General features: G+C 70.5%; 25 protein-coding genes, 1 tRNA gene and 1 pseudogene. 16 read left to right on the top strand and 11 right to left on the bottom strand.

All coding sequences use genetic code 11. From position 1 onward, the window contains the following. Positions 1 to 66: 66 nt before the first annotated feature. The 5 genes from H9633_RS11430 to H9633_RS11410 all read right to left on the bottom strand — a co-directional run bounded on the left by H9633_RS11430 (position 67) and on the right by H9633_RS11410 (position 3,381). On the bottom strand, positions 67 to 804 hold the full coding sequence (locus tag H9633_RS11430; protein ID WP_191713256.1) for a methyltransferase domain-containing protein: 738 nt from the start codon (positions 802 to 804) through the stop codon (positions 67 to 69). Then, positions 794 to 1,957 carry a type III polyketide synthase gene (locus tag H9633_RS11425; RefSeq protein ID WP_191713255.1) on the bottom strand — a complete coding sequence of 388 codons (1,164 nt, stop codon included), beginning with the start codon at positions 1,955 to 1,957 and terminating at the stop codon, positions 794 to 796. Before H9633_RS11425 ends, H9633_RS11430 begins: the two co-directional genes overlap by 11 nt. Positions 1,958 to 2,020: 63 nt before the next feature. Continuing rightward, the gene (locus H9633_RS11420) at positions 2,021 to 2,638 is read right to left on the bottom strand and encodes a CYTH domain-containing protein (RefSeq protein ID WP_191713254.1); all 618 of its coding nucleotides are present in this window, start codon (positions 2,636 to 2,638) and stop codon (positions 2,021 to 2,023) included. Positions 2,639 to 2,651: 13 nt separating this feature from the next. Beyond that, the gene (locus tag H9633_RS11415) at positions 2,652 to 2,867 is read right to left on the bottom strand and encodes a response regulator (protein WP_071642491.1); all 216 of its coding nucleotides are present in this window, start codon (positions 2,865 to 2,867) and stop codon (positions 2,652 to 2,654) included. A gap of 43 nt (positions 2,868 to 2,910) precedes the next feature. Then, complete coding sequence (locus H9633_RS11410) at positions 2,911 to 3,381, bottom strand: prepilin peptidase (RefSeq protein ID WP_191713253.1); 471 nt, start codon at positions 3,379 to 3,381, stop codon at positions 2,911 to 2,913. Between the two features lie 164 nt (positions 3,382 to 3,545). Here H9633_RS11410 and H9633_RS11405 point away from each other — a divergent pair, with 164 nt between their 5' ends. From H9633_RS11405 to H9633_RS11395, 3 genes are read left to right on the top strand one after another with little or no spacing between them, the layout of a single operon-like run. Next, positions 3,546 to 4,274: a hypothetical protein gene (locus H9633_RS11405; protein ID WP_191713252.1), complete on the top strand. Its 729-nt coding sequence runs from the start codon at positions 3,546 to 3,548 to the stop codon at positions 4,272 to 4,274. Further along, positions 4,271 to 5,842 (top strand): DNA polymerase Y family protein, encoded by a 1,572-nt coding sequence (locus tag H9633_RS11400; RefSeq protein WP_225211420.1) that lies wholly within the window; start codon positions 4,271 to 4,273, stop codon positions 5,840 to 5,842. Before H9633_RS11405 ends, H9633_RS11400 begins: the two co-directional genes overlap by 4 nt. After that, a complete protein-coding gene (locus H9633_RS11395) occupies positions 5,842 to 9,336 on the top strand; it encodes an error-prone DNA polymerase (RefSeq protein WP_191713251.1) in 3,495 nt (1,164 codons plus the stop codon). The genes H9633_RS11400 and H9633_RS11395 overlap by 1 nt, the downstream gene beginning before the upstream one ends. 18 nt (positions 9,337 to 9,354) lie before the next feature. On the opposite strand, the gene H9633_RS11390 is transcribed toward H9633_RS11395, so the two are convergent. Continuing rightward, the gene (locus H9633_RS11390; protein WP_191713250.1) at positions 9,355 to 9,720 is read right to left on the bottom strand and encodes a hypothetical protein; all 366 of its coding nucleotides are present in this window, start codon (positions 9,718 to 9,720) and stop codon (positions 9,355 to 9,357) included. Between the two features lie 77 nt (positions 9,721 to 9,797). Here H9633_RS11390 and H9633_RS11385 point away from each other — a divergent pair, with 77 nt between their 5' ends. From H9633_RS11385 to H9633_RS11355, 7 genes and pseudogenes are all read left to right on the top strand, one after another. Continuing rightward, positions 9,798 to 12,041 carry an MMPL family transporter gene (locus H9633_RS11385; RefSeq protein WP_191713249.1) on the top strand — a complete coding sequence of 748 codons (2,244 nt, stop codon included), beginning with the start codon at positions 9,798 to 9,800 and terminating at the stop codon, positions 12,039 to 12,041. After that, the gene (locus tag H9633_RS11380; protein ID WP_071642476.1) at positions 12,038 to 12,469 is read left to right on the top strand and encodes a pyrimidine dimer DNA glycosylase/endonuclease V; all 432 of its coding nucleotides are present in this window, start codon (positions 12,038 to 12,040) and stop codon (positions 12,467 to 12,469) included. The genes H9633_RS11385 and H9633_RS11380 overlap by 4 nt, the downstream gene beginning before the upstream one ends. Positions 12,470 to 12,524: 55 nt before the next feature. After that, a complete protein-coding gene (locus tag H9633_RS11375) occupies positions 12,525 to 12,950 on the top strand; it encodes a pyridoxamine 5'-phosphate oxidase family protein (RefSeq protein WP_191713248.1) in 426 nt (141 codons plus the stop codon). Between the two features lie 110 nt (positions 12,951 to 13,060). Continuing rightward, complete coding sequence (locus H9633_RS11370; RefSeq protein WP_071642472.1) at positions 13,061 to 13,321, top strand: DUF7218 family protein; 261 nt, start codon at positions 13,061 to 13,063, stop codon at positions 13,319 to 13,321. A gap of 42 nt (positions 13,322 to 13,363) precedes the next feature. Continuing rightward, positions 13,364 to 13,639: pseudogene (locus H9633_RS13070) on the top strand (NAD(P)-binding domain-containing protein); the annotation flags it as partial. 627 nt (positions 13,640 to 14,266) lie between these two features. After that, complete coding sequence (locus tag H9633_RS11360) at positions 14,267 to 14,491, top strand: hypothetical protein (RefSeq protein WP_071642470.1); 225 nt, start codon at positions 14,267 to 14,269, stop codon at positions 14,489 to 14,491. A 6-nt stretch (positions 14,492 to 14,497) separates the two neighbouring features. Next, the gene (locus H9633_RS11355) at positions 14,498 to 14,704 is read left to right on the top strand and encodes a hypothetical protein (RefSeq protein WP_191713247.1); all 207 of its coding nucleotides are present in this window, start codon (positions 14,498 to 14,500) and stop codon (positions 14,702 to 14,704) included. Positions 14,705 to 15,083: 379 nt separating this feature from the next. Here H9633_RS11355 and H9633_RS11350 read toward each other — a convergent pair whose 3' ends face one another. Beyond that, complete coding sequence (locus H9633_RS11350; RefSeq protein WP_191713246.1) at positions 15,084 to 15,590, bottom strand: metallophosphoesterase family protein; 507 nt, start codon at positions 15,588 to 15,590, stop codon at positions 15,084 to 15,086. 239 nt (positions 15,591 to 15,829) lie between these two features. On the opposite strand from H9633_RS11350, the gene H9633_RS11345 reads away from it, so the two are divergent. Continuing rightward, the gene (locus tag H9633_RS11345) at positions 15,830 to 16,819 is read left to right on the top strand and encodes a TerC family protein (RefSeq protein WP_191713245.1); all 990 of its coding nucleotides are present in this window, start codon (positions 15,830 to 15,832) and stop codon (positions 16,817 to 16,819) included. A 62-nt stretch (positions 16,820 to 16,881) separates the two neighbouring features. Beyond that, positions 16,882 to 18,126 carry a DUF2254 domain-containing protein gene (locus H9633_RS11340; RefSeq protein ID WP_191713244.1) on the top strand — a complete coding sequence of 415 codons (1,245 nt, stop codon included), beginning with the start codon at positions 16,882 to 16,884 and terminating at the stop codon, positions 18,124 to 18,126. Between the two features lie 300 nt (positions 18,127 to 18,426). Here the strand turns inward: H9633_RS11340 and H9633_RS11335 are convergent. Then, positions 18,427 to 18,500: transfer RNA gene (locus H9633_RS11335), tRNA-Pro, on the bottom strand. Between the two features lie 144 nt (positions 18,501 to 18,644). Here H9633_RS11335 and H9633_RS11330 point away from each other — a divergent pair. The 4 genes from H9633_RS11330 (at position 18,645) to H9633_RS11315 (ending at position 21,713) form a co-directional block, all read left to right on the top strand. Then, positions 18,645 to 19,229 carry a GNAT family N-acetyltransferase gene (locus H9633_RS11330; protein WP_191713243.1) on the top strand — a complete coding sequence of 195 codons (585 nt, stop codon included), beginning with the start codon at positions 18,645 to 18,647 and terminating at the stop codon, positions 19,227 to 19,229. 31 nt (positions 19,230 to 19,260) lie between these two features. Further along, the gene (locus H9633_RS11325) at positions 19,261 to 19,713 is read left to right on the top strand and encodes a hypothetical protein (RefSeq protein ID WP_071643549.1); all 453 of its coding nucleotides are present in this window, start codon (positions 19,261 to 19,263) and stop codon (positions 19,711 to 19,713) included. Positions 19,714 to 19,751: 38 nt separating this feature from the next. Further along, positions 19,752 to 20,120, top strand: a complete 369-nt coding sequence (locus H9633_RS11320) for an RNA-binding S4 domain-containing protein (protein WP_225211419.1) — start codon at positions 19,752 to 19,754, stop codon at positions 20,118 to 20,120. A gap of 66 nt (positions 20,121 to 20,186) precedes the next feature. Continuing rightward, positions 20,187 to 21,713 carry an HNH endonuclease signature motif containing protein gene (locus H9633_RS11315; RefSeq protein ID WP_191713242.1) on the top strand — a complete coding sequence of 509 codons (1,527 nt, stop codon included), beginning with the start codon at positions 20,187 to 20,189 and terminating at the stop codon, positions 21,711 to 21,713. 17 nt (positions 21,714 to 21,730) lie between these two features. Here the strand turns inward: H9633_RS11315 and H9633_RS11310 are convergent, their stop codons facing one another. From H9633_RS11310 to der, 3 genes are all read right to left on the bottom strand, one after another. Next, complete coding sequence (locus H9633_RS11310; RefSeq protein WP_191713241.1) at positions 21,731 to 22,657, bottom strand: NUDIX domain-containing protein; 927 nt, start codon at positions 22,655 to 22,657, stop codon at positions 21,731 to 21,733. Positions 22,658 to 22,757: 100 nt separating this feature from the next. Continuing rightward, positions 22,758 to 23,828 (bottom strand): Glu/Leu/Phe/Val dehydrogenase family protein, encoded by a 1,071-nt coding sequence (locus H9633_RS11305; protein ID WP_191713240.1) that lies wholly within the window; start codon positions 23,826 to 23,828, stop codon positions 22,758 to 22,760. Between the two features lie 125 nt (positions 23,829 to 23,953). Beyond that, a complete protein-coding gene (der, locus tag H9633_RS11300) occupies positions 23,954 to 25,474 on the bottom strand; it encodes a ribosome biogenesis GTPase Der (protein ID WP_191713239.1) in 1,521 nt (506 codons plus the stop codon). Position 25,475: the final 1 nt, after the last annotated feature.

Raw genomic sequence — 25,475 nt, 5'->3', positions numbered from 1 at the left:
CCCGTCTCGAGAAGGGGGCCCGGTCCGCATGGACCGAGCCCCCTTCCGCGTTCGGCGGCGGCGCTGTCAGATCACGTGACCCTCGTGCACCAGCAGCAGACGCGACGGGAAGCCGCGCTGAACCCGCCACTGCGACGGCGGCGCCTCGGCAGCCAGCTCGGCTGCGGTGTACGAGCGGCGGATGCTGATCAGCCCGTCCTCGCGGATGAACGAGCTCTTCAGCAGGGTGCCGGCGATCGGCCGGGTGAGCGCATCGAAGAGCGCGTACGCGGTGCGGCTTCGGGCGATGTCGCTGTGCACCGCGATCCCCCCGGGTGCGGTCAGACGCGCGGAGTCGTCGAGCAGGCCGGCCAGCTGGGCGGAGGTGAGATGGTGCAGCACGTGGTTGGAGAGCACGACGTCGAACTGCTCCCCCTCCGAGACGAGCTGGGCGCTCGACGCGCAGCGCCACCGCACGAGGCCGTCGTCATCGGCATCCGACGCCCAGCGCACCGCCCTCGGGTCGATGTCCGCGCCGACCACCTCGGCGCGGATGCCGTCTCTGCGCAGTCGCCGGGCCACGTATCTGGCGATGTCTCCCCCGCCGCAGCCGATGTCGAGCACCCGGATCCGGCCGTGCCTGGCGCGCGGGTCGATCTCTCGGCGGTGCACGCCGCTGCGCCCAGACAGGATCGCGTTGACCTGTTCGAAGCGGGCGTAGGTGCGCGCGAGCATCTCGGGGTCGGCGTCGTCGGCATCCATCCGCTCGGGCAGATCGACGGCGCGCCGACGCAGATCCACCCCGCGGCGGCGCTCAGCGCTCATCGTCGCGACCGGCGACGGTGAGCAGCGCGCTCTCTGCCGTGAGCCCGGGTCCGAACGCCATCGCGGCGACGCGCTCTCCCGACCGCGGTCCCTCGTGCTCGAGGATGCGCTGCAGCACGAACAGCACGGTGGCGCTGGACATGTTGCCGTGGGTGCGCAGGACCTCGCGCGCCGGCCGCAGCTGCGCGTCATCGAGCGCGAGACGCTCCTGCACCCGATCGAGGATGCTGCGCCCACCGGGGTGGATCGCCCAGTGCTGGACGATCTCGCCGATGGACTGCCCGTCGAGCCGGCCGGCGATGTCGGCGTCCCCCTGCCACAGGTCGCCCAGCGCATCGTGGATGTGCATGCCGATCAGCTGCGGCACGCGCGTGGAGAGCACCATCTCGAAACCGGTGTCGCCCACCGTCCACGCCATGTCGCCCTCCCCGTCCGGGATGAGTGCGGTGTGGAACGCGTCGATGACGAGACCGGGGACGGCGGTGGGCAGGCGACGAGCGGTGACGAGAGCCGCGGCAGCGCCGTCGGCGAACAGCGAGGACGCGATGATCGCGTCCGGGTCGTCCGACGAGCGCAGGTGCAGGGTGCACAGCTCCACGCTCGCCACCAGGACGACCGCGTCGGGGTCGGCCCGGCAGAACTGGGCGGCGGCGCGCAGCGCCGGCAACGCGGCGTAGCAGCCCATGAAGCCGAGATGGTAGCGCTGCACGGCGGCGGGGAGTCCCAGCCCCCGCACGACGGCGTAGTCGGGCCCCGGGGCGTGGAAGCCGGTGCAGGACACGGTGACGACGTGTGTGATGTCGGATGCCGAGATGTCGGGGTCGGCGTCGAGGCTGCGCCGGGCGACCTCGACGAAGAGCCGGTCGGCCTCTCTGGCGTAGATGTCGTTGCGGGCGGCGGTGCCGGGCTCGAGCAGTGCTCCGGTGGTGCGATCGAGGAACTGCGGCGCGTCGATCTCCGCCGTCGGGTCGAGCTCGTCGAGCACCGTGTGTCGCGTCTCGACCCCGGCGCCGTCGAACGACGTGGCGATGAGCCGTCGAGCGAGCCGGGAGAGGCCGGGCTGCGCGGCGAACATGTCGCGGACCGTGTGCTGCTCGAGTGTCGCGTCGGGTACGAGCGTCTGGATGGATCGCAGCTGCACGGCGGGGTTCATGGTGCGACCCAATCATGTCCGGCGCAGCGGATGAAAGGGGTTGCGCCGTCGACGGTGTTCGGGTCAGAGACCGAGGGCCCTGGCGAGCTTCGACCCCGACGAGGGCTCACGACCTCCGGCCGCGAACACGGCCGTCTCGACGGCGGTGAAGAAGGCCGCACGCTGAGCGGCGTCGGCCGGCGCGGCGGGTCCGAGCTCCATCTCCCACTCGCGCCATTCGCGGCGCGTGCCGGTGCGCAGGTCCGTCGCCCGCACGTGGTCGTCCACGAACTCGGCGATCACGCCGTCCGCACCCTGCAGGTAGAAGGCCGTGCGGGAGTTCTCGATGCGCGCGAGCGGGTGCAGCTCGGCATCCGTCCACTGCGCGACGGTCTCGGCGACCGCCTCGGGCATCTGGTCGGTCTCGCCGAGCGGCCAGCCCAGTTCGAGGCGTCCGTCACCCTGCCGCGGTCCTTTGATGTGCCAGCCGGCGTCGGGGCCGCCGGCGCGCCGGCGCAGGGCGACACCGTGGCGTGCGAGCGCGGCATCCGCCGTGTCGAAGTAGCGCGCGTCGAGCTCTCTCGGATCGCCGTCGCTCACCGCGACGACGCCGGGGATCCCCGACCAGTCGGGGAGGCGCGTGTCGGCATCCGCGTCGTACTTGCGCTCGACCTCGAAGGAGCGCTGCGGTTCTGCACTCACGTGCGTCGCGCGGTCAGTCGTCGCCGGGGCTGATGTCGTCGCCCGACTCGACGAACGAGAAGACGGCCTCGGTGGGCCCGTCGTGCTCGCCGGTATGGGACGGCTCTCCCTCGCGCCGGTAGGTGAGCTGGGTCTCGCTGTAGGGCAGGATCAGCGAATCCTGATCCGCGTCGTCGAGCGGGATGATCTGCCCGTCGAGCGGGCCGCCGTGAAGTCGTGCGATTGCCATGTGCTCACCCTATCCCCACCCGCCGACCGCACGTCCGACGCGCTCAGGCGAGCCCGATCGCCAGGACGGCCCCGATGATCATCCACGGCCCGAACGCGATGCGCGTGTGCCTGGTGGCCCGCCGGAGCGCCATCAGCACCAGGGCGTGCAGAGCACCGAGCAGGAAGGCCGCGGCGGCGCCGAGCAGGAGGTGCGACCAGCCGTGCCAGGCCAGCACCAGCCCGATCGCCGCGGCGAGCTTCACATCGCCCCCGCCCATCCCTCGTCGCGACGAGAGCCGCAGCACGGCGAAGAACGCCCCGAGCGCGAGACCGCCCAGCAGGGAACGGGTCAGCCGCTCCCCGCTGCCCGTCGCCAGGGCCTCGATGATCAGGATCACGATCAGGGCGCCCAGCGCGGGCAGCACGATGCGGTTCGGCAGGCGGTGCGTGCGCGCATCGATCGCGATGAGCCAGGCGCCGACCACGGCGAGCGCGAGGTGCGCGATCAGCACGGCGACGGAGTGGGGTGTCACGCTCGCAGGCTAGGCGAAAAGCGCTGCGCGCCGTCGGTGCCTGTGGAGAACCTCGCTCACCGGGCACGACGCGGTCGAACAGGACGAGACCGGCGATGTCGGATGTCCGAATTAGCATCGCAGGACGACTTGAAGTGTTCGAAGATCTATTCGAGGATGGATGCATGGGGATCAGAACGACCGCGGCACTCTCCCCTGCCGACGAACGGGCAGGGGACATTCTGCGCCTGCGCCGCGAGATCGGCCGCATGCAGCGCCGTCGCAGCGACGACGCGCATCTGCCGATGCCGGCCGCGCTGCAGGATCTGCTGCCCCAGGGCGGGCTGCAGACGGGCGCCGTGTACTCGGTGTCGCCTTCGCCGAGCCTGATCTTCGCGCTGATGAGTGCGCTCTCGCAGCGCGGCGGCTGGTGCGCCGCCGTCGGCATGCCCACCCTCGGCCTCGAGGCGGCGACCGCCTTCGGCATCGATCTGTCGAGGTTGATCCTCGTGCCCGAGCCCGGCGAGCGCTGGCTCGCCGTCGTCTCGGCGCTGGCCGAGGTGGTGCCGCTGATCGCGATGAATCCCGGTTCCCGCGTGCGGGATGCCGATGCCGCACGCCTCGCGGCCCGATTGCGCGACCGCGGCTGCACGCTGCTCACCACCTCGCCCTGGCCGCAGGGCGAGGGGCTGATCACCCTGCACGACCCGCACTGGGAGGGGCTCGGCGAGGGGTGGGGGCTGCTGTCGGATCGCACGGTGACGGTGACCGCGCAGACCCGCTCCACGCCGGTGCCGAAGAGCCTGCGGGTGCGGCTGCCCGACGATCTCGGGCGCATCGACACCGCAGCCGAGCCCGCGCTCGATCCGCGTGAGGCGCTGCCCAGCCACCCGAGCTGGGCGGTGGCGTCATGAGTGCGGCCGAGCCCACCCCGAGCGAGGCGATGCGCGTGCACGTGCTGTGGTTCCCCGACTGGCCGCTGCGGGCCGCGCTGGGCACCGCTCCCCCGCATCCGCCCACCGCTCTCGTGCGCGCCGGCGTCGTCTCGGCGTGCACCGACTCCGCCCGGGCGCACGGCGTGCGGGTCGGGCAGCGCAAGCGGCAGGCGCAGAGCAGCCTGCCGTCGCTGCGGATCCTGCCGCACGACGAGACGGCGGACGAGCGCGCCTTCCTGCCCGTGCTGCGGCTGATCGAGGCGCACGCACCCGGCGTGCATCTGCTGCGCCCAGGGCTCGCCGCGCTGCGCTCTCGGGGCATCTCCCGCTACCACGACGGCGAGGTGGGCGCGGCAGCAGCTCTCGTGCGGATGCTCGCGGATGCCGGATTCGGCGACGTGCGCATCGGCGTGGGCGACGGCATGTTCACCGCCGAGCTCGCCGCGCGTGCGGCTCGGCCCGGTGGCGACGGGGCCGAGCCATGGGCGGTGATCCCGCCGGGGTCGTCCCGCGAGTTCCTCGCCCCGCTCCCCCTGCACGTGCTCGGCGAGCCCGACCTCGCCGACCTGCTGCGGCGGCTGGGGGTGTCGACCCTCGGCGAGTTCGCCGCACTCGACGCCCTGTCGGTGCGCTCGCGGTTCGGCGAGCACGGGGCGCGGCTGCACGACCTGGCATCCGGAGCCGACTCCCGGCCGCTCACGCCCCGCCCGCCCGACCCGCAGCTGGCGCGCGAGGTGCAGTTCGAGACCCCGCTCGGGCAGTCCGACCAGATCGCGTTCGCCGTGCGGCAGACGGCGGATGCCGTGCTGCTCGCGCTGGCCGACGTCTCGGCCGTGTGCACCGAGGTGCGCATCGACCTCACCGACGACGACGGGGCGGTCTTCTCACGCAGCTGGCTGCATCCGACCTGCTTCGACGCCGGCGACCTGGTCGACCGGGTGCGCTGGCAGCTCGAGACGATCGTCGACGACGCGCCAGACGATGCCGCGCACGCCTTCCGCGGCATCGTCGGGGTGCGGCTCGCTCCGGTCGCCGTCGACGACGCCGCCCATCATCAGCCCGGTCTGTTCGGCTCGGGCACCGACGAGCGGCTGCACCATGCCGTCTCGCGTGTGCAGACGCTGCTCGGGCACCGCGGGGTGAGCACGGCGGCGATGGCGGGCGGGCGGATGCTGGCCGACCGTCAGGTGCTCACGCCGTGGGGCGAGCGGCCTCTCGTGCAGCGCGATCCCTCGCAGCCGTGGCCGGGCAGCCTGCCGGATCCGCTGCCGACCGAGGTGTACACGCCCATGCGCCCGGTGCGGGTGAGCGGTGCGATGGGCGCCGAGATCCGCATCGACGAGCGCGGTGCCCTGTCGACACCGCCCGCGCTGATCGAAGACAGCGAGGTGGTCGGCTGGGCGGGTCCGTGGCCGGTGCACGAGCACCGGTGGGATGCCGAGCGCGCCCGCTCGGGGCATCGCTTCCAGCTGCTCGATGCTGGGCACCGCGCCTGGCTGGTGTTCCATTCCTCAGGCGGCTGGTGGGCCGAGGGGCGGTACCGCTGATGGGCTTCAGCAACCCGCCGCAGACCTGGAAGGACCTCGAGCGCACCCTCAACATCGACGGCCCTGCTCCGGTGCAGGGCGAGCCGGTGCGTCCTCGCGCCGATCCGGGTCCGGTGAGCCGACGTCGCCGCACGTCGGCTCTTCTCGGGGTGCAGCGGCCGACCGATGCCGTGCCCTACGCCGAGCTGCACGCGCACTCGTGGTACTCGTTCCTCGACGGCGCCTCCTCACCCGAAGACCTGCTGGCCGAGGCCGAGCGGCTGGGCCTCAGTGCCCTCGCGATCACCGATCACGACGGCTTCTACGGGGCATCGCGCTTCGCCGAGGTGGCCGAGGCGATGGATGCCGGGGTGCAGACCGTGTACGGCGCCGAGCTCTCGCTCGGCATCGCCGACGACCCGCCTGGTGCCCGATCCCGCGTCCGGGCCGGCACCCCCGACCCGGAGGGCGATCATCTGCTCGTGCTGGCCCGCGGCGCCGAGGGCTATCACCGCCTCTCCGGAGCCATCTCCGCCGCCCAGCTGCGCGGTGGCGAGAAGGGCCGTCCGGTGTACGACCTCGATGAGCTGGCCGCGCGGGCGGACGGGCACTGGACGGTGCTGAGCGGATGCCGCAAGGGAGCCGTGCGCCGCGGCCTGGAGGCCGGAGACGCCCGGGCCCCGCTGCAGCGGCTCGTCGACCTGTTCGGGCACGACCGGGTGGCGGTGGAGCTGTTCGATCACGGCGATCCGCTCGACACCCGCCGCAACGACGCCCTCGCCGATCTCGCCGCGCGCATGCGACTGCCGGTGGTGGCGACGAGCAACGCGCACTACGCCTCACCCCAGACCGCCCGTCTGGCCGAGGCGGTGGCCGCCGTGCGGGCGGTGCGCAGCATGGACGACCTCGATGGCTGGCTGCCCGCGCACGGCGGGGCGCATCTGCGCAGCGGCGCCGAGATGGCGGCGCGGTTCCGCCGCTACCCCGGCGCGATCGAGCACGGACTGCGGCTGGCATCCGAGTGCGCCTTCCCGCTGCGATCCGCCCGCCCCGCGCTGCCGAAGCAGGAGGTGCCCGACGGGCACACGCCGATGACGTGGCTGCGCCACCTCGTGTGGCACGCGGTTCCCGAACGGTATCCGCGTCTCGACGCGGCAGGACGCGCCAGGATCGAGCGCGAGCTCGATGTCATCGACGAAAAGGACTTCCCCGGCTACTTCCTCATCGTGCACGGCATCGTGCAAGAGGCCAGGCGCCGGGGCATCCTGTGCCAGGGGCGGGGGTCGGCCGCGGCGAGCGCGGTCTGCTATCTGCTGGGCATCACCGCGGTCGATCCGATCCTGTACGGGCTGCCGTTCGAGCGCTTCCTCGCGACCACCCGCACCGAGGAGCCCGACATCGACGTGGATTTCGACTCCGACCGCCGTGAGGAGATCATCCAGTGGGTGTACGAGACCTACGGCCGCGAGCGCGCCGCCCAGGTCGCGAACGTGATCCAGTATCGACCGAAGAACGCCGTGCGCGACATGGCGCGGGCGCTGGGATACTCCCCCGGTCAGCAGGATGCCTGGTCGAAGCAGGTCGACGGGTGGAGCTCGGGACTGCAGCCGGTGGAGGGCCACGACATCCCCGACGACGTGCTGGGCTACGCCGATGACCTGCTGCGAGCGCCGCGGCATCTCGGCATCCACTCCGGCGGGATGGTGCTCACCGACCGCCCGGTCGGCGAGGTGGTGCCGGTCGAGCACGCCCGCATGGAGAAGCGCACGGTGATCCAGTGGGACAAGGACGACGCGGCGTCGATGGGTCTGGTGAAGTTCGACCTGCTGGGGCTCGGGATGCTCGCAGCCCTCCAGCACTGCTTCGACCTCATCCGGGCATCCACCGGTGAGCACTGGACGCTCGAGACGATCCCCAAGGAGGAGCCGGGGGTGTACGACATGCTCTGCCGGGCCGATTCGATCGGGGTGTTCCAGGTCGAGTCGCGCGCGCAGATGGGGCTGCTGCCCCGGCTGCAGCCGCGCTGCTTCTACGACCTCGCCATCCAGATCGCCCTCATCCGCCCCGGTCCCATCCAGGGCGGGGCGGTGCATCCGTTCGTGCGCCGCAAGCTCGAGAAAGACAGGGTGGATGCCGAGAACCGCGAGCGGCTGCGTCGGGGCGAGCAGCCGGTGCCGTTCGACATCCCCTATCCGCACCGCGACCTGGAGCCGATCCTGAAGCGCACGCTGGGGGTGCCGATCTTCCAGGAGCAGCTGATCCAGATGGCCACCGCGATCGGCGACTGCACCGCCGACGAGGCGGACCTGCTGCGCCGGGCGATGGGATCGAAGCGCGGGCTGGAGAAGATCGAGAAGGTCAGAGCGAAGCTGTACGCGGGGATGAGCAGGAGAGGGCTGAGCGCAGAGGTCTCGGATCGCATCTACGCGCAGATCCAGGCGTTCTCGAACTTCGGCTTCGCCGAATCGCATTCGCTGTCGTTCGCACTGCTGGTCTACGCCAGCTCGTGGATCAAGCTGCACTACCCGGCGGCGTTCCTGGCAGGGCTCCTTCGGGCGCAGCCCATGGGGTTCTACTCTGCGGCCTCCCTCACCGCGGATGCCCGCCACCACGGCGTGCAGGTGCGCCGACCCGACCTGCATGCCTCCGGGGTGATGGACGGGCTCGAGCCGATCGACGCGGACGCGGGTTCAGACGGCGACGCGGGGCCGACCGGCAGGGAGTCCTGTGCGGCGTTCGACCAGCCGGCCCCTCTGCGGTTCGACATCTCCGCCCCGGATGAGTCGGCCGAGCACCGCCGCGACGGCCGGTTCGCCGTGCGGCTCGGGCTCTCCGGGGTGCGCGGGATCGGGGTGAAGCTGGCCGAGCGGATCGTGGCGTCGCGCGCCGAGCACGGCCCGTTCCGCGACCTGCACGATCTGGTGCGACGCACCGACGCGACGACGGCGCAGATCGAGGCGCTGGCGACGGCCGGGGCCGTCGAGTGCCTGGGGCTCAGCAGACGCGAGGCCATCTGGCTGGCAGGCGCCGCAGCCGAAGACCGGGCGCGCTTCCTGCCCGGCACTGCTCTGTCGGTGCAGCCGCCGCTGTTCTCCGATCAGTCCGGCTACGAGCGGCTGGCAGCCGACCTGTGGGCGACGGGCGTCTCGATCGACGATCACCCGATGTCGCACCTGCGGGCCGCGCTCGACGAACGAGGTGTGCTGACCTCCGCCCGGCTGCGCACCCACGAGACGGGACGGCGCATCGAGGTCGCCGGAGTGGTCACGCATCGCCAGCGCCCGGCGACGGCCAGCGGCGTCACCTTCCTGAACCTGGAGGACGAGCACGGTCTGGTGAACATCATCTGCACGACGGGCGTCTGGGCCCGCTACCGTCGGGTGGCCCGCGACTCCCCCGCACTCATCGTGCGCGGGCTCCTGGAGCGCTCCCCGGAAGGCGTCACCAACGTGCTCGCCGATGCATTCGAAGATCTGCGCACCGGTCTCGCGCACCGCTCGCGCGACTTCCGCTGAGCGTGCGCTCCATGCCCATCACCAGAACCGCTCGGGCGCCTCGGTGGGCTGTCTGTCGGCACCGCCCCAGCGATCGGACTCCGCCTTGGCCGCGGCAGCTGCGGCATCCGCCTCGCTGAGCGCCTCCTCGGCCGCCGAGGCCGCATCCGAGAACCCGACGACGAGTACCGTGCGCGGCTCACGCGCCGTCTCGGTCACGCGGCAGTCGCGTACGACCGCTCGCCAGATGTCGAGCTGTTCGCGCGTCGTGTCTCGCACCTCGTACTGGATGCCCCGGTCGAGGTCGCGCACGGCGATGACCGTCCCGTCGGCGGCCTGAGCGATCTCGACGTGATTGCCTCTCGGCACCGGAGCGGATGCCGCGATGACGAGTGTTCTCTGCATGCCCTCATGCTAGGCCTGTCAAGTCCTCGGTCGACCTTTCTCCTGCCCGGTACCGTTGTTCTGACGAGAGGACCCCGATGAACACGCGAGCGCAGCTCCGCCAGCAGCAGCAGCAGAAGAAGAAGCCGAAGACGCTGTTGCGCGTACTGATCTCGTCCGCGCTCATCCTCCTCTGGCTCACCGGCGCGGGGCTCGGCGGACCGCTGTTCGGCAAGATCGACGAGGTCTCCTCGAACGACCGCACGGCCTACCTGCCCGACTCGGCCGACGCGACCGAGGTGCAGTCCGCGCTCGACGATTTCCTCGGCTCCGATTCGATCCCGGCGGTGGTGGTCTTCGACTCCGACGACGAGATCGACGACGCACTGCGGGACGACCTGGCATCCGCGCTCGAGGATGCGACGACCGCCGAGGGTGTGAAAGACGGCTCCTCCCCCGTGATCGTCTCCGACGATGGCCTCGCCGCACAGGCGTTCGTGCCGATCGACGCCGACGCCGACATCGGCGAGATCTCGACCGCGCTGTCGACCGACCTGCGCGAGAGCGTGCCCGACGGCGTCGACGTGTACATCACCGGGCCCGCCGGCTTCACCGCCGATCTCGTCGCCGGATTCGCCGGCATCGACGGCATCCTCCTGCTCGTCGCCCTCGCAGCCGTGCTCGTCATCCTCGTGATCGTGTACCGCTCGCTGCTGCTGCCCGTGGTCGTGCTCAGCACCAGCCTGTTCGCGCTGTGCGTGGCGCTGCTGGTCGTGTGGTGGGCGGCGAAGCTCGGCATCCTGCTGCTGAGCGGTCAGACCCAGGGCATCCTGTTCATCCTCGTCATCGGCGCCGCGACGGATTATTCGCTGCTGATGGTCGCGCGCTTCCGGGAAGAGCTGCAGATCACCGAGAACCGGTGGACGGCTGTGGCTTCGGCCTGGCGCGGTTCGTTCGAGCCGATCCTCGCCTCGGGCGGCACCGTGATCGCTGGCCTGCTGTGCCTGCTGCTGAGCGACCTGAAGTCGAACAGCACGCTGGGCCCGGTGGCGGCGATCGGCATCGTCTTCGCGATGCTCGCCGCGCTCACGCTGCTTCCCGCCCTGCTCGGTCTGTTCGGCCGGGCGGCGTTCTGGCCCAGGCGTCCGAAGTACGAGCCCCGGCGGGTCGCCGACGCGAGCCCGCTGGAGGGACGCGGCCTGTGGCCGCGACTCGCGCGCAGCATCCGGCGGCGCCCTCGCCTGATCTGGATCTCCACGGCCATCGTGCTTGCGGTCGCCGCCGTCGGCGTCGTGCAGCTGGATGCCAAGGGTGTGCCGCAGTCGGATCTCGTGCTCGGCGCCTCGGAGGCGCGCGACGGCCAGAAGGTGCTCGGCGAGCACTTCCCCGGAGGGTCGGGCAGCCCCGCGTACGTGCTCGTCGACGAGAGCCGACTGCAGGATGCCGCCGATGTGCTGCTCGCCGATGACGGCGTCGACGGCGTCAGCGTGACCGCCGAGGACTCCCCCTCGGGCAGCGCGCCGGTCACCGAAGACGGCATCACCGCGTTCGGCCCTCCCGGCACCCCGGCACCCGAGCCCACGGTCGTCGACGGGCGTGTGCTGCTGCAGGGCACGCTCACCGACGCCGCCGACTCGGCGGATGCCGAGGCGACGGTCGACCGGCTGCGCGGCGAGCTCGATGCGACGGGCGCCAAGGTCGGCGGCGTGACGGCCACCGCGGTAGACACGAACACGGCGTCGATCCACGACCGAAACCTGATCATCCCGGTGATCCTCGTCGTGATCCTCATGATCCTCATGCTGCTGCTGCGGGCGGTGCTCGCCCCCGTGCTGCTGATCCTGACCACCGTGCTGTCGTTCGGCTCGGCGATGGGCGTGGCCGCACTGCTGTTCAACGGCGTCTTCCAGTTCCCGGGCGCCGACCCGGCGGTGCCGCTGTTCGGCTTCGTGTTCCTGGTCGCGCTCGGCATCGACTACAACATCTTCCTGATGACCCGCGTGCGCGAGGAGTCGAAGCGCCACGGCACGCGCGAGGGCATCCTCCGCGGTCTTGCGGTGACCGGCGGCGTGATCACCTCCGCCGGACTCGTGCTGGCCGCGACGTTCGCGGCGCTGTCGGTGATCCCCATCCTGTTCCTCGTGCAGCTGGCGTTCATCGTCGCCTTCGGTGTGCTGCTCGACACGTTCGTCGTCCGCTCGCTGCTCGTGCCGGCGCTCAGCTACGACATCGGCCGGGCGATCTGGTGGCCGTCGAAGCTCAGCCGGAGCGATGCCGAGCCGGCGGCGGCGCCCGTGGCCGCGCCGGCCGCCTCGAGCTCGGAGGACCCGGGCCGCGGGTGAGGATCTGGTCGCTGCACCCCGCGCACCTCGATCGGGCAGCTCTCGTCGCCTGCTGGCGCGAGACGCTGCTCGCGCAGGCGGTGCTCGCGGGGCGCACGAAGGGGTACACCAGGCATCCGCAGCTCGAGCGGTTCCGCGCGCAGGCCGACCCGCTCGCATCGATCGGGGCGTACCTGTCATCCGTCGCGGATGAGGCGGATGCGCGCGGCTACCGCTTCGATCGCACGCGAATCCTGCGTCCCGGCTCGGCCGTGCTCGTCATCCCGGTGACCGAAGGACAGCTGGCGCTGGAGTGGCAGCATCTGGGTGCGAAGCTCGAGCAGCGCAGCCCGTCCGACGCGACCCGCTGGCGTGCGGCGACGCCCACCCCGCATCCCCTCTTCACCGTCGTGGCCGGCGGTGTGGAGCCGTGGGAGCGGGCCGTCTGACGCCGCGGTCGAAGAACCCCTCGCCGTGGGGCGGCGACGAGCGTACCGTCGAGATATGACCATCGACGCATCGGATCGCGCGGCCGTCGCGCACTTCGTCCGTGTGTGCGGATCGGGCGTGGTGGCCACGGTCGGACGTGACGGTGCGCCCCAGGTCGCCCACATCGCGCTCACCGCCACAGACGAGGGCATGCTCGTCTTCGATGCGGCGAGCGATTCACGGGAGGCGCGCAGCATCCGCGAGCGCCCGCACGTCGCCGTGGCGGTCACCGGAGCGGACACGTCGGTGCAGCTCGAAGGCCGCGCCCGCATCACCCACGATGAGGAGCGGTGGCGGCTGGGTGAGGCGTGCAGCGAGCGCTTCCCCGGCTCACGGGCGCTGGATGCCGGGTTCGAGATCATCGCCGTCGACGTGCACGGGGTGCGAATCCACGACGCGAGCGAGCATCCGCCGCGCGTCATCGACGCAGCCTGGACCTGAGGCGACGAGCCCGGCCGGGTTCGTGTCAAGGCCGTTCGATCGGTCCAGCGCCGTGGGTATGGTCTCCTCGAGTCGCAGTGAGCGACGTCCGACGACCCGAGGAGGCGGCCATGCCGGGCCAACCAGAGCTCAAGGACGAAGAGCTGTACGAGAAGCTGCGCGACGACGGCGCATCGAAGGAGAAGGCGGCGCGCATCTCGAACGCCGCCGCCCGCGACGGCCGCTCGGCGGTCGGGCGCCGCGGGGGAAGGTCGGGTGACTACGACGACTGGACGGTGGCCGAGCTGCGCAAGCGCGCGAAGGAGCTCGGCCTCGAGGGGTACTCCCGCAAGCGCAAGGCCGAGCTCATCGCCATGCTGCGCGAGCACTGAGCGCTCGGCGCCGGCGCCGTCGGGCGGCCGTACGATGACGGGGTGACTGTCACCTCCCCCATCCGGACGCTCGGCATCATCGGCGCCGGTCGGCTGGGACGGGTGCTGGCGGCACTCGCGGTCGCTGCCGGCTACCGGGTGGTCGTCGCGCGATCAGGGGATCCCGCGCCCATCGCCCGCGCGATCGCGGCGATCGGGGCGGAGGCGGTGACCGTCTCCGACCTCATGGCCGTGTCGGATGCCGTCGTGCTGGCGCTTCCGCTCGGCCGCTACCGAACGCTGCCGGCTGAGAAGATGCGCGGCACGCTGGTCATCGACGCGATGAACTACTGGTGGGGCGCCGACGGAGATCGGCCCGACCTCGACGACCCGCGCACCTCGACGAGCGAGCTCGTTCAGCGGCACCTGGCCGGTGCGCGCGTCGTGAAGGGGCTGGGGCACATGGGGTACCACGACATGGAGGATGAGGCGCGCCCCGCCGGGGCGCCCGGGCGCAAGGCCATCGCGATCGCCGGGGACGCGGCCGCCGACCTGGATGCCGTGTCTCGACTGATCGATGATCTGGGCTTCGATCCCGTGATCGCCGGGCCGCTGGCATCCGGCATCATGCTCGAGCCCGGAGCCGACGCGTTCGGCGCAGACGTCGGCGCTGAGGAGCTGCGCGAGATTCTCGCCGGATTCGACACGTCCAGGCGCGGCCTCGTCGTCGCACGCGCGAGGCGCGCCGCGTCGTCCTGACGGGTCGCTGCGGCGACCGTGCCGGGATGGGTCAGCGCGGCGACCGTGTCGGGCCGGGTCAGCGCGGCGACCGTGTCGGGCCGGGTCGCCGCCCGCCGGGCATCCGTCACCGTGCGCTCCCGGCGTGGCCGCCGCAGGGAGGCGCCGACCGGCGACGGGGACCCGTGCCGGTGCGCGCTCTGCTCGAGAAGGTGCACCCACCACAGGATGATCGCGAACGCGATCGCCTCGAAGACCGTCAGCGAGATGACCTCGGCCTTCAACGCCGCGAGCGCGACGATCATCGTGACCGCGCTGATCATCGTCGCGCGGCGCAGCGCCCCCTCGAGCTGCCACAGCAGAACACGGTGCGAGAGCAGCAGGACGGCGAACGACAGCACGGCGCCGTTGGTGGCGCGCTCGTGGGCGATCGGATCCACCGACAGCGGATAGGCGCCGATGGCGAGCAGGCTGATGCCGAGGCCGGCGATCGCCGGGGGCATCACGCGCATCGCGATGCGCGAGCGCAGGGCGAACGGCATGACGCCGGTCAGACGGATCCTCAGCATCCACGATGAACCGGCGATGATCGCGCCGCTGGCGACGAGTCCGCCGTTGAAGGCGAAGCTGGAGAAGTCGCCCATCATGCCGAGTCGACTGAAGTAGAGGTGCCACCAGTCCGGATCGGTGGTGGTCGTCATCGAGACGAGGATGCAGCCGCACAGCAGCAGAGCAGCGCACAGCACCCAGGTGAGCCGAGGCACCCGGTCGACGATGTCCGCGTCGTCCTGTTCGCGCACCGGTGCGCCGCCCAGCACGATCACCGGTTCTGCCCGCAGTGTCTGCGCAGTCATGCATCCGCCCCATCCCCGCGCGTATGGGTCGGACAAGGCAGTTGCCGCCGGGGGCGCGGACTCGCACGCGGCGCCGCTGAGGCTATCCGCTCCTCGAAGCCTATTGGGCGCAGCGGAAAATCGCGCATCGATTCATCCATATATGACTGCTCGAGCGGAACGACGCGATCGCGGATCGACCGTCGGGCAGGTCAGCGGGAGCGATCCACCGGAACCAGGGTGACCTCGAGCACGCCGGCGTGGGCCCGGGCCGTCATCATCGTGCACACGGGCTGACGGCGACGATCGGTGGGCGAGCCGGGGTTGAGCAGCCGCATACCGGCGGGTGTCTCGGTGTCCCACGGGATGTGCGAATGGCCGAAGACCAGCACATCGGTGTCGGGGAAGAGCTCGTCCATGCGCTCCTCGCGCCGCCGTGCTGGGCCGGTCTCGTGGATGACCGCGAACCGGAGGCCGTCGACGGTGAACCGGGCGACCTCGGGCAGCCGTCGGCGCAGCTCGGGCCCGTCGTTGTTGCCGTACACGCCGTGAAATCTGCTGGTTCGCGATTCGACGAGGTCGAGCGTCGCCGCATCGACCCAGTCCCCCGCGTGCACGACCACGTCGGCGGCGTCGATCGCCTCCAGGACGGCCGTGGGAAGACGCCTGGCGCGAGCCGGGATGTGCGTGTCGGCGAGCAGCAGGAGAGAGGTCGACATAGGGCTGCCAGTATCGCATCCACCGGCTCAGGACGTCAGATGCACCGTTTCGTGCGCAGCGGAGCCACCGGGCGACGCGAAGCCATTGGGACAGCGGTTACACTTGTCACCGCAAGGGGAGTACTCCCGCGCGGTGGCTCGTCACCACGGATGCACTCGCATCCCGGACCACCGGTTCCCGATTCGGGCATGGAGAAGACCTTGGCGTCGATACGTTCGCCTCAGGTCAGGAGACCCCTTTGGAAGTCACGCCCCTCGTCTGGATCATCACGGTCGCGGTGACCGTCGCCTTCTTCGTCTACGAGTTCTTCACGCATGTGCGAAAGCCCCACGAGCCGACGATCGCGGAATCCGCGCGCTGGTCGGCGTTCTACATCGCTCTCGCACTGATCTTCGGCGTCGGAGTCGGCGTCGTCTCGGGCTGGACCTTCGGCGGTGAGTACTTCGCCGGCTACCTGACCGAGAAGGCGCTGTCGATCGACAACCTGTTCGTCTTCCTCATCGTCATGTCGAGCTTCGCCGTGCCGAAGATCTACCAGCAGAAGGTGCTGATGATCGGCATCGTCATCGCGCTCATCCTGCGGGGCGTCTTCATCGCCGTCGGTGCAGCGCTGATCGAGAACTTCACCTGGGTCTTCTACCTCTTCGGCGCGCTGCTGCTGGTGCTCGCCTGGCACCAGGCGTTCTCGCACGGCGACTCGAACGTCGTCGACGGCAAGTTCATGCGCTTCGTCCGCCGGCATCTGCCGGTGACCGATGAGTACCACGAAGACAAGCTCACCGTGCGGAAGGACGGCCGACGCTGGGTCACGCCGATGATGCTGACCATAGTCGCCATCGGCTTCGTCGACCTCATCTTCGCCGTCGACTCCATCCCCGCGATCTACGGGCTGACCGAGGAGGCGTACCTCGTCTTCACCGCCAACGTGTTCGCGCTGATGGGGCTGCGGCAGCTCTTCTTCCTGATCGGCGGACTGCTCGAGCGCCTGGTGTACCTCGCCCAGGGGCTGGCCGTGATCCTCGCCTTCATCGGAGTGAAGCTGCTCATCCACGCGCTGCACAAGAACGAGCTGCCGTTCATCAACGGCGGCGAGCCGATCACGGTGATACCCGAGATCCCGATCTGGCTGTCGCTGCTTTTCATCGCCGGGACGATCGCGGTGGCGACGGTCGCGAGCCTCCGCAAGACGCGTGACCGGGCACTGCACTCGGCGGGCGACCGACGCTGAGACGACCACGTCACGGTGCGGCGCCCCGACCGCGCCACATTCGACGGTGTTAGATGAAGCGCATGACGAACACGTCCGGCGGGAGTCTTCTGGTTCACGTGCAGCGCGCGCTGCGCACCGTCTGGGCCAGAGCCATCGCGTTCACCGCGTTCGCTGTTCTGTTCGCGTTGGCGGCCGGGTTGGTGGGCGCCTGGATCCCGTTCGAGGTGACGGTGGAGCTGGGTCAGAACTCGGTCGACGCGATTCTGCAGATCATCGCGACCGCCATGCTCACCGCGACGACCTTCTCGATCACGGCGATGGTGACCGCCTACTCGTCGGCGACCACGATCGCGACGCCACGGTCGACCAAGCTGCTCATCGCCGACCCGACCTCGCAGACCGCGCTGTCGACCTTCACGGGCGCGTTCGTGTTCGCGTTGGTCGGAATCATCGCCCTTTCCACCGGGTACTACACCGAGCAGGGCCGCACCATCCTGTTCTTCGGCACCCTCGTGGTCATCGGCGTCATCGTGATCACGCTGCTGCGCTGGATCGGTCACCTCGCCCGATTCGGACGGATGGCCGACGTCATCGACCGGGTCGAGGATGCGGCCACTGCGGCGCTGGTCGCGTATGTCCGTCGACCGACCCTCGGCGCCCGCGAGCTCACGCGACTGCCTGAGCCCAGCTTCCCCGTCGCCGTCGATGACGCTCGGTACGTCCTCACCGTCGACGTCGCGCGACTCGATGCTCTGGCGCACGAGCACGACTGCGAGGTCTACGTCGGAGCGATGCCCGGTTCGATCGCCGACGTCCTGCATCCGCTGGTGCACGTGAGCACCCCGCCCACGGAGTCGATGCGCGATCGGATCCGGGCCGCGTTCACCCTGGAACGCCACCGCGACTACGACCAAGACCCTCGTCTGGGCGTCATCGCGCTCGCAGAGATCGGAAGCCGCGCGCTCTCTCCCGGCACGAACGATCCGGGCACCGCCATCGAGGTGACCGCAGCGCTGCAGCGTGTGTTCACCAGCGCGTTCCGAGTCGACGACGGTGAGATCGCTCCCCTAGAACACGACCGAGTGTGGGTGCCGCGCACGCACATGCACGACCTCCTCGTCGACGCCTTCCGGCCTCTGACCCGAGACGGCGCCGGATTCGTCGAGGTACTCATCCGCCTGCAGAAGTGCCTCGGCGCGCTCGCCGCGACCGCACCCGAGCATCGAGCGCTCCTGCGCCGTCTGAGCGCCGAGGTGGAGGCACGTGCTCGCGGCGCCCTGCCTCGGCGGGAGCGCGCCGCCGTGCGCGACGCCTGGCCATCATGACGGTCAGCCGCTGAGCGAGAGCGGCCGTCGGTGCGACCTCACCTGCTTGTGCTGCGGATATACGAAGAGGGCCCCGATCTTCGCGCATCGAGGGCCTTGTCGTACGTCTACTGTGTCGGGCTGCATCCCCGCGGCGCCCTCCACCCGCCGCTCGTCATCGAGATCGGCATGGGTTGGGCGATACGGCGGCGCGCGGAGCCTCTCGGCGCCGCGTGGCCCCGCTTTACGAGCGCGAGTAGACGCAAAGAGGAGGGTGTCTCGATCCTCGCGGATCGAGACACCCTCCTCTTTGCGTCTATGTCGGGCTGACAGGATTTGAACCTGCGACCCCTTGACCCCCAGTCAAGTGCGCTACCAAGCTGCGCCACAGCCCGTGGCAGTCCGCGCTTTCGCGCGGGCAACTCCACTATCGTAGCCGACGGATTCGGCCACCGCGAACCGGCACCGCCGGGCGTGGCGGACGCCGTCTCGAGCATGCATCCGTTGCCGATGTCCGCACCCCGGCGTAGCGTGCCGGCATGGCGAGGATCATCACAGAACCGGCCACGATCGCCCGATGGGACGACGTGCAGCACTCCCTCTCCGGCGGCGGCGACGGCGTCGGCTGCCAGTGCATCTGGCCCATCGTGCGCAACAGGGTATGGCAGACGACGACACCCGAGCAGCGACGCGACATGCTGCGGGACGAGATCGCGTCCGGCCCTCCCCCGGGGCTCATCGCGTACGCCGACGGCGAGGCTGCGGGATGGGTCCGGGTCGGACCGCGCACCGTGCAGCAGCGCATCCCGCACACCCGCGCCATCGTCTCCGCGACCACCGAACCACTCGATGACGAGTCGGTATGGGCGGTCACGTGCTTCGTCGTCCGGCGGGAGCATCGCGGGAGGGGACTTACCGCTCGACTGCTGGCATCCGCTCTCGACTACGCCCGCGAGTCCGGCGCACGCCTGATCGAGGCGTATCCGGTCGACACCTCCACCGGCTCGCACCGATCGAACGACCTGTACCACGGCACCGCCACCACCTTCCTCGCGGCCGGTTTCGAACGAGGCCGCGACCTCACCGCACGGCGAGTCCTGATGACGCGCGGGCTGGCCGACTGATCGTGGAGCGCTCAGGCGCTACGGTAACCGCATGAGCACCACGCATCCGACCATCGAAGATCCGGAACTCGGCATCCTCTCCCGCGCCGAGACCACGCTCGACGATGGCGACGTCGTCACGCACGACTGGTTCTCGGGTGCGCTGACGATCGACGGTCGCGAGATCGAGCTGATGATCGACGGCGCCGACGTCGAAGCGGTGCGCACGCTCGTCCCCCGCGCGCACCGTGTGGTCGAGGATCTCGATGAGATCCGGCGCCGGGCATCCGACGCTGTCATCACCCACTTCAGCGACAGCGCGCCGTCCACCACCGAGCTCGATGAGGGAGCCGCCGATCTCGTGCTCGACACCGTCGAGATCACCGACGACGCGACGGTGCTGCACTTCACCGACTCGTGCGGGCGGCACTTCCCCGAGGGGTACTGGCCCGCCGTGCACCTCGGCGTCGACGGCAGCATCGGCGAGGTCACGGTCGAGGGCTGATCGCTCCTCACCCCTGTTTCCGACCGATGATGGATGCCATGAAACCCGTGCGCGTCGACAGCTGGCTGTGGGCGATACGCATCTACAAGACCCGTTCGGCCGCCACGACGGCATGCCGTGCCGGTCACGTGCGTGTCGGCGGCGAGCGCACGAAGGCCGCGCAGACGGTGAAGCCGGGCGACGAGGTGCGGGTGCGCATGTCGGGGTTCGATCGGATCCTCGTCGTCAAGCAGACGCTGTCGAAGCGCGTCGGCGCCCCCGTCGCGGTGACGGCGTACGAGGACCGCACTCCCCCTCGCGAGCCGTCGGCCATGCTGGCCGTGCGCGACCGTGGAGCCGGGCGGCCGACCAAGCGCGAGAGGCGCGAGATCGACCGGCTGCGCGGTCGGGATTCGCACGAGGACTGACCCCGAGTTATCCACAGATCCGTACCGACCCCGACGAATGTCGTAGGTATGTTCTAATCTGGATGCATGGACGACGGGTGGAACGCACTGATCGAACGGCGCACGGCGCTGCTCGACGAGTGGTCGGCCAAGCAGCGCGAGATCGCGATGCTGCAGGCCGAGGCGTCGACGCTGCTCGCCCGCCGGTGGGAGCTCTGGCAGGAAGAGGTGGCGGCCGCTCCGCAGCATCGGGATGCCATCGAGCGCTCGATGATGGCCGAGTACTCGGCCGCAGGCCACGTGTCGCAGGGTTCGATGACCTTCGCGTTCACCGACGCTCATCTGCTGGCGACCGAGTTCGGCGCGGTGCGTGAGTCGTTCGCGGCCGGTCGGATCACGCCGGGGCATGTGCGGGAGATCCTGCGCGAGGCCGCGCCTGTTCGCGAGGCGATCGAGACGGGTGTCGTCGAGGCCGGCACCCTGATGCTCTACGAAGCTGCGGCTCTCGAGACAGCGGAGAACGACACCGCAACGCGCACCCGCGCGCAGGCGCGACGCCTCGCCGCCGCGCTAGCCGGGTCGACCGTCGTCGAGCAGCATGAGCGAGCCGCCACCGAGCGCACGATCACCGTGCGCTCGATCGGCGACGGGCTCGTGCTGCTGCAGGCGGTGCTGCCCGAGCACCTGGGACTGGCCATCGTCGACCGGCTCACCAAGATGGCTCGGCATATGCTGAAGCACCCGGAAGACCGCCGACCGGAATTCGGTCCGTCGGAGCCGGAAGAAGTCGGCCTCGACCCCGAGACCCTGCTTCCGGTGGGCGACGGGATGCCGGACGCCGATCCGACCGAGGGCGCGATCTTCGGATCGCACACCTTCACCGCCGATCCGTTCGATCTGCCTCCCGACCCGAGATTCCACGACGACAGCCCGTGCATCATCCACGTGCCGGATGACGCAAGGACGATGGATCAGCTGCGCGCCGACCTGTTCACCGACCTGCTGCTCGCGTCGACGCCGACCGAGGCGCACGGTACGGGGCTCGAGAGCATCCGCGCGACGATTCAGGTGACGGTCGCCGCCACGACGCTCGCCGGCGAAGACGATCGCCCTGCCGAGCTCGATGGAGTAGGGCCGCTGCTGCCCGAGGTGGCGCGGTCACTCGCCGGCCAGCGCACCGGCTGGACTCGCCTCTTCCTCGATCCCTCCGGAATGGTGGTCGAGACCGACACATACACCCCGACCGAGCAGATGCGGCGATTCCTGCGAGCGCGTGACCAGTACTGCCGCTTCCCGGGATGCCGTACCCCGATCCACCGGTGCCAGACCGACCACAACGAGGACTGGGCCCTGGGCGGGAAGACGCACATCGACAATCTCGCGCACTTCTGCGGCAGACACCATCCGATCAAGCACCCCGACATACCCGACAGTCATCGGTGGTACGCCCGTCAGCTTCCGGATCGCTCGGTCGAATGGATCAGTCCGAACGGACGCCGCTATCGAGACAGACCCAGCCGGCGAGTGATGTTCGTGCCGTCGGTCGACCATCCGGATCCACCTGGATCGTCACACGACGCCGATCAGGATCCGACCGAGCGGCCGCCGTTCTGATCGAGAGCCTTCGCAGGTCAGCCGCGGGCATCCATCTGGCGCAGCAGCCAGCCGGCCGACTCGACCCTCGCACGGGTCTCGTCGAGTCGCACGGCCAGGCCCCGGTCGCTGGTCACGGCGATCACCTCGGAACCGTCTGCGACGAGACGGCGGGCCTCCTCGACGATCGCATCATCTCCGGCCCCGGCGGCTCGCACGATTGCGACGCGGGCCCCGTGTGCCTGATGCCGGGCATCCGGGATCGCGCGCGCCGCGCCCTCGACGACCATCGACACGGGCGGGAACCAGCGGTCGGCCTCGAGGCCGAGCGATCCGGCATCCACGCCGTCCGCGGCCCAGCTCGACAGCCGCTCATGCAGGCGCGTCGCGGCACCCGCGCGGTCCTTCCACCAGCCGTCTGGCACCGACCCCGCGACGTTTGCTGCGTCCACGACGATCGCGGGGTGCACGCTCAACAGCGAACGCAGCAGCGGCCACGACGCGGCGAAACCGGGGTGCAGCGGACGCCTGTCGACCTCCTCGACCGGCACCCAATCCAGGGCGAGGCTCTCGGGATCGCTGATCACCGGATCGAACGGCGCGAGAACGTCGGCGACGACGGTCGTGTACGACCAGATCTGCAGGTCGAGCACCCGCGCGAACCGCGCGTGCAGCGCGCCGTCGGGAATACCCGCCTCCTCCTGCGCCTCCCGCAGGGCGCCGTCGAGTGCGGACTCGCCCTCGTGCAGCGCCCCTCCGGGAATGCCCCAGGTGCCGCCGAAATGACTCCATCCGACGCGGTGCTGCAGCAGCACCCCACGCTCAGGATCGACGGCGAGCACGCCCGCCGCTCCGAACCTGCCCCAGTACTTCTCGCCCGTCGGCGCGACGACCCACGCGTCACCCGCGTTCTGCGGGCCGAGCGGGCGTCGCGGCTCATCAGGGGCCGGGGGAACGATCGTCACTCCCCCAGCTTTTCATGCCGCGACGCCCTTCGGCACGATGAGCGCGAACACGAGAGCCCGCGTCCGGCCCGCACGACGGTCCCGGGCGAGGCCGGAAGAGTCAGCGCGCGCCGACCGCTGCCCCGGCACGCAGTCGCGACGCGGCGAGCTCTTCGGCGGCGAGCAGCGGCGTCACGCCGCGGGCATCCGCGTCGTCGAGGATCCGGCGCACCGTGTCGCCGATCCCGGCGACACGGTGCATGATCTCCTCGCTGGATCCGATGCGCTTCGCCTCCAGATCGAGGTAGATGACCCCTCCGGCGTTCACGACGAAGTCGGGCGCGTACAGCACACCGCGCTGCGCGAGCCGATCGGCACCCGAACGATCGGCGAGCGGGTTGTTCGCCGGGCCGCACACGGCCTTCACGTCGAGGGCGTCGATGATCTCGTCGGTCAGCACGCCGCCGATGCCGGCGGGCACGAACACGTCGCCTGCGACGAGATGCTCGGTGCCCGGCTCGACCCAGGTCGCACCGATCTCGTCGGCGAACGCCCGGCGCGCGGGGTTGATGTCGGTGACGGTCAGCTGCGCGCCCTGCTCGGCGAGTCGCGCCGCCAGGCGGCCACCCACCTGACCGAGACCGGAGATCGTGATGTGCCGCCCGGCAGCATCCGCCGATCCGGTCACCCGCTCGAGAACCGCCTGCAGCGAGGCGTACACCCCGAGGCTGGTGGGGCCTGCCGGCTCCCCCGATCCGCCGACGGCGGAGGGCAGGCCGACGACGTGCTGCGTGCGCTCGCTGACCGTCAGCATGTCATCGGTCGTCGACCCGACGTCCTCCGCGGTGCGGTACAGACCGCCCATCAGCTCGACGGCGTCGCCGAGGTCGAGGAACGCGTCCCGCCGACGCTCGGCGTCGAGGGTCTCGCCGGGCGCGAGCCCGATCACCGACTTGCCGCCCCCGGCATCCAGCCCCGCAGCGGCGTTCTTCAGCGTCATCGCCGCCGACAGCCGCAGCGCGTCGCCGAGGGCGTCGCTCCAGTGCGGGTAGGTCCACAGGCGCGCGCCGCCCAGGGCGGAGCCGAGAACCGACGAATGCAGCGCCACGGCGATGAACAGCCCGCTGCGTCGTCCGGTCGTCACCTCCACGCGCTCGTGGGTGAAATCGGGCAGGGGCAGCGTGTGCGACATTGCATCCTCGAATCGTGCGGGGCCTCGTGGGCGATGCGTCGGATGCCGCGGTGTTGCGGCACCCGACGCCATTATCCCTTCGACGGGCTCAGGGACCCAAGAGGCGTGCTCGAGGAGCCGACCGATCAGCGCTGTCGGCGCTCGCGTACCCGCATGTTGATGACGATCGGGGTTCCCTCGAACTCGTACAGCTCGCGCAGGCGACGCTGCACGAACCGGCGGTAGCCCGGGTCGAGGAATCCGGTCGTGAAGAGCACGAACGTCGGCGGACGCGTCGACGCCTGGGTGCCGAACAGGATGCGCGGCTGCTTGCCCCCACGCAGCGGGTGCGGGTGCGCGGCGACGAGCTCGGTGATGAACGCGTTGAACTTGCCGGTGGGGATGCGGCGGTCCCAGTTCTCGAGCGCCTGCTCGAGAGCAGGCACGAGCTTGTCGAGGTGCCGACCGGTCTTCGCGGAGATGTTCACCCGCGGAGCCCACGCGACGTGCGCGAGGTCCTGCTCGATCTCGCGCTCGAGGTAGCGGCGACGATCGGAGTTCTCCATGTCGTCGTCAGACAGGCGATCCCACTTGTTGAACGCGAGCACGAGCGCACGGCCCGACTCGAGCACCATGTCGATGATGTTCAAGTCCTGCACGCTGATCGACTGCGAGACGTCGAGCACGACGACGGCGACCTCGGCCTTCTCGAGGGCGGCCGAGGTGCGCAGCGACGCGTAGAAGTCGGCTCCCTGCTGCAGGTGCACACGCCGACGGATGCCCGCGGTGTCGACCAGACGCCACATCCGGCCGCCCATCTCGACGATCTCGTCGACCGGGTCGCGGGTGGTGCCGGCGAGGTCGTTCACGACCACGCGCTCCTCGCCCGCGGCCTTGTTCAGCAGCGACGACTTGCCCACGTTCGGGCGCCCGATGATGGCGACGCGACGCGGGCCGCCGATCTCCGCCTTCGCGACAGCCGACACTTCGGGCAGCTTCGCGATCACGAGGTCGAGCAGGTCGGCCACGCCGCGGCCGTGGATGGCCGAGACGGGGTGCGGCTCGCCGAGGCCGAGGTTCCACAGGGGTGCAGCCTCGGGCTCCTGGCGCGCGTCGTCGATCTTGTTCGCGACGAGGAAGATCGGCTTGCCGCTCTTGCGCAGCAGCTTGACGACGTGCTCGTCGGTGGACGTGGCGCCCACCTTCGCGTCCACGACGAACAGCACCATGTCGGCCAGGTCGATCGCGACCTCCGCCTGGGCGGCGACCGAGCGGTCGATGCCCTTGGCGTCCGGCTCCCACCCGCCGGTGTCGACGAGCGAGAAACGACGGTCGTTCCACTCGGCCTTGTAGGTCACCCGGTCGCGCGTGACGCCGGGGGTGTCCTCCACGACCGCCTCGCGGCGGCCGAGGATGCGGTTCACGAGCGCCGACTTGCCCACGTTCGGGCGGCCGACGATCGCCACCACGGGCAGAGCCGGCGAGTACTCGATGCCGTCCTCACCGAGGGCGATGCCCTCCAGCAGCGCGGCGTCGTCTTCTTCCAGCTCGTAGTCGGTGAGCGACGCGCGCATCGCCGTGGCGCGCTGCTCGGCGAAGTCCTCGTCGAGCGAGGCCATCTTCTCGGCGAGATCGTCCGGGGCGCCGGTGTACTCTTCATCGGCCATG

Source organism: Microbacterium commune (assembly GCF_014836945.1).
Classification (GTDB): Bacteria; Actinomycetota; Actinomycetes; order Actinomycetales; family Microbacteriaceae; genus Microbacterium; species Microbacterium commune.
Note: the sequence above shows the minus strand (reverse complement) of the source record. Positions and strands in the feature narration are given on the sequence as shown.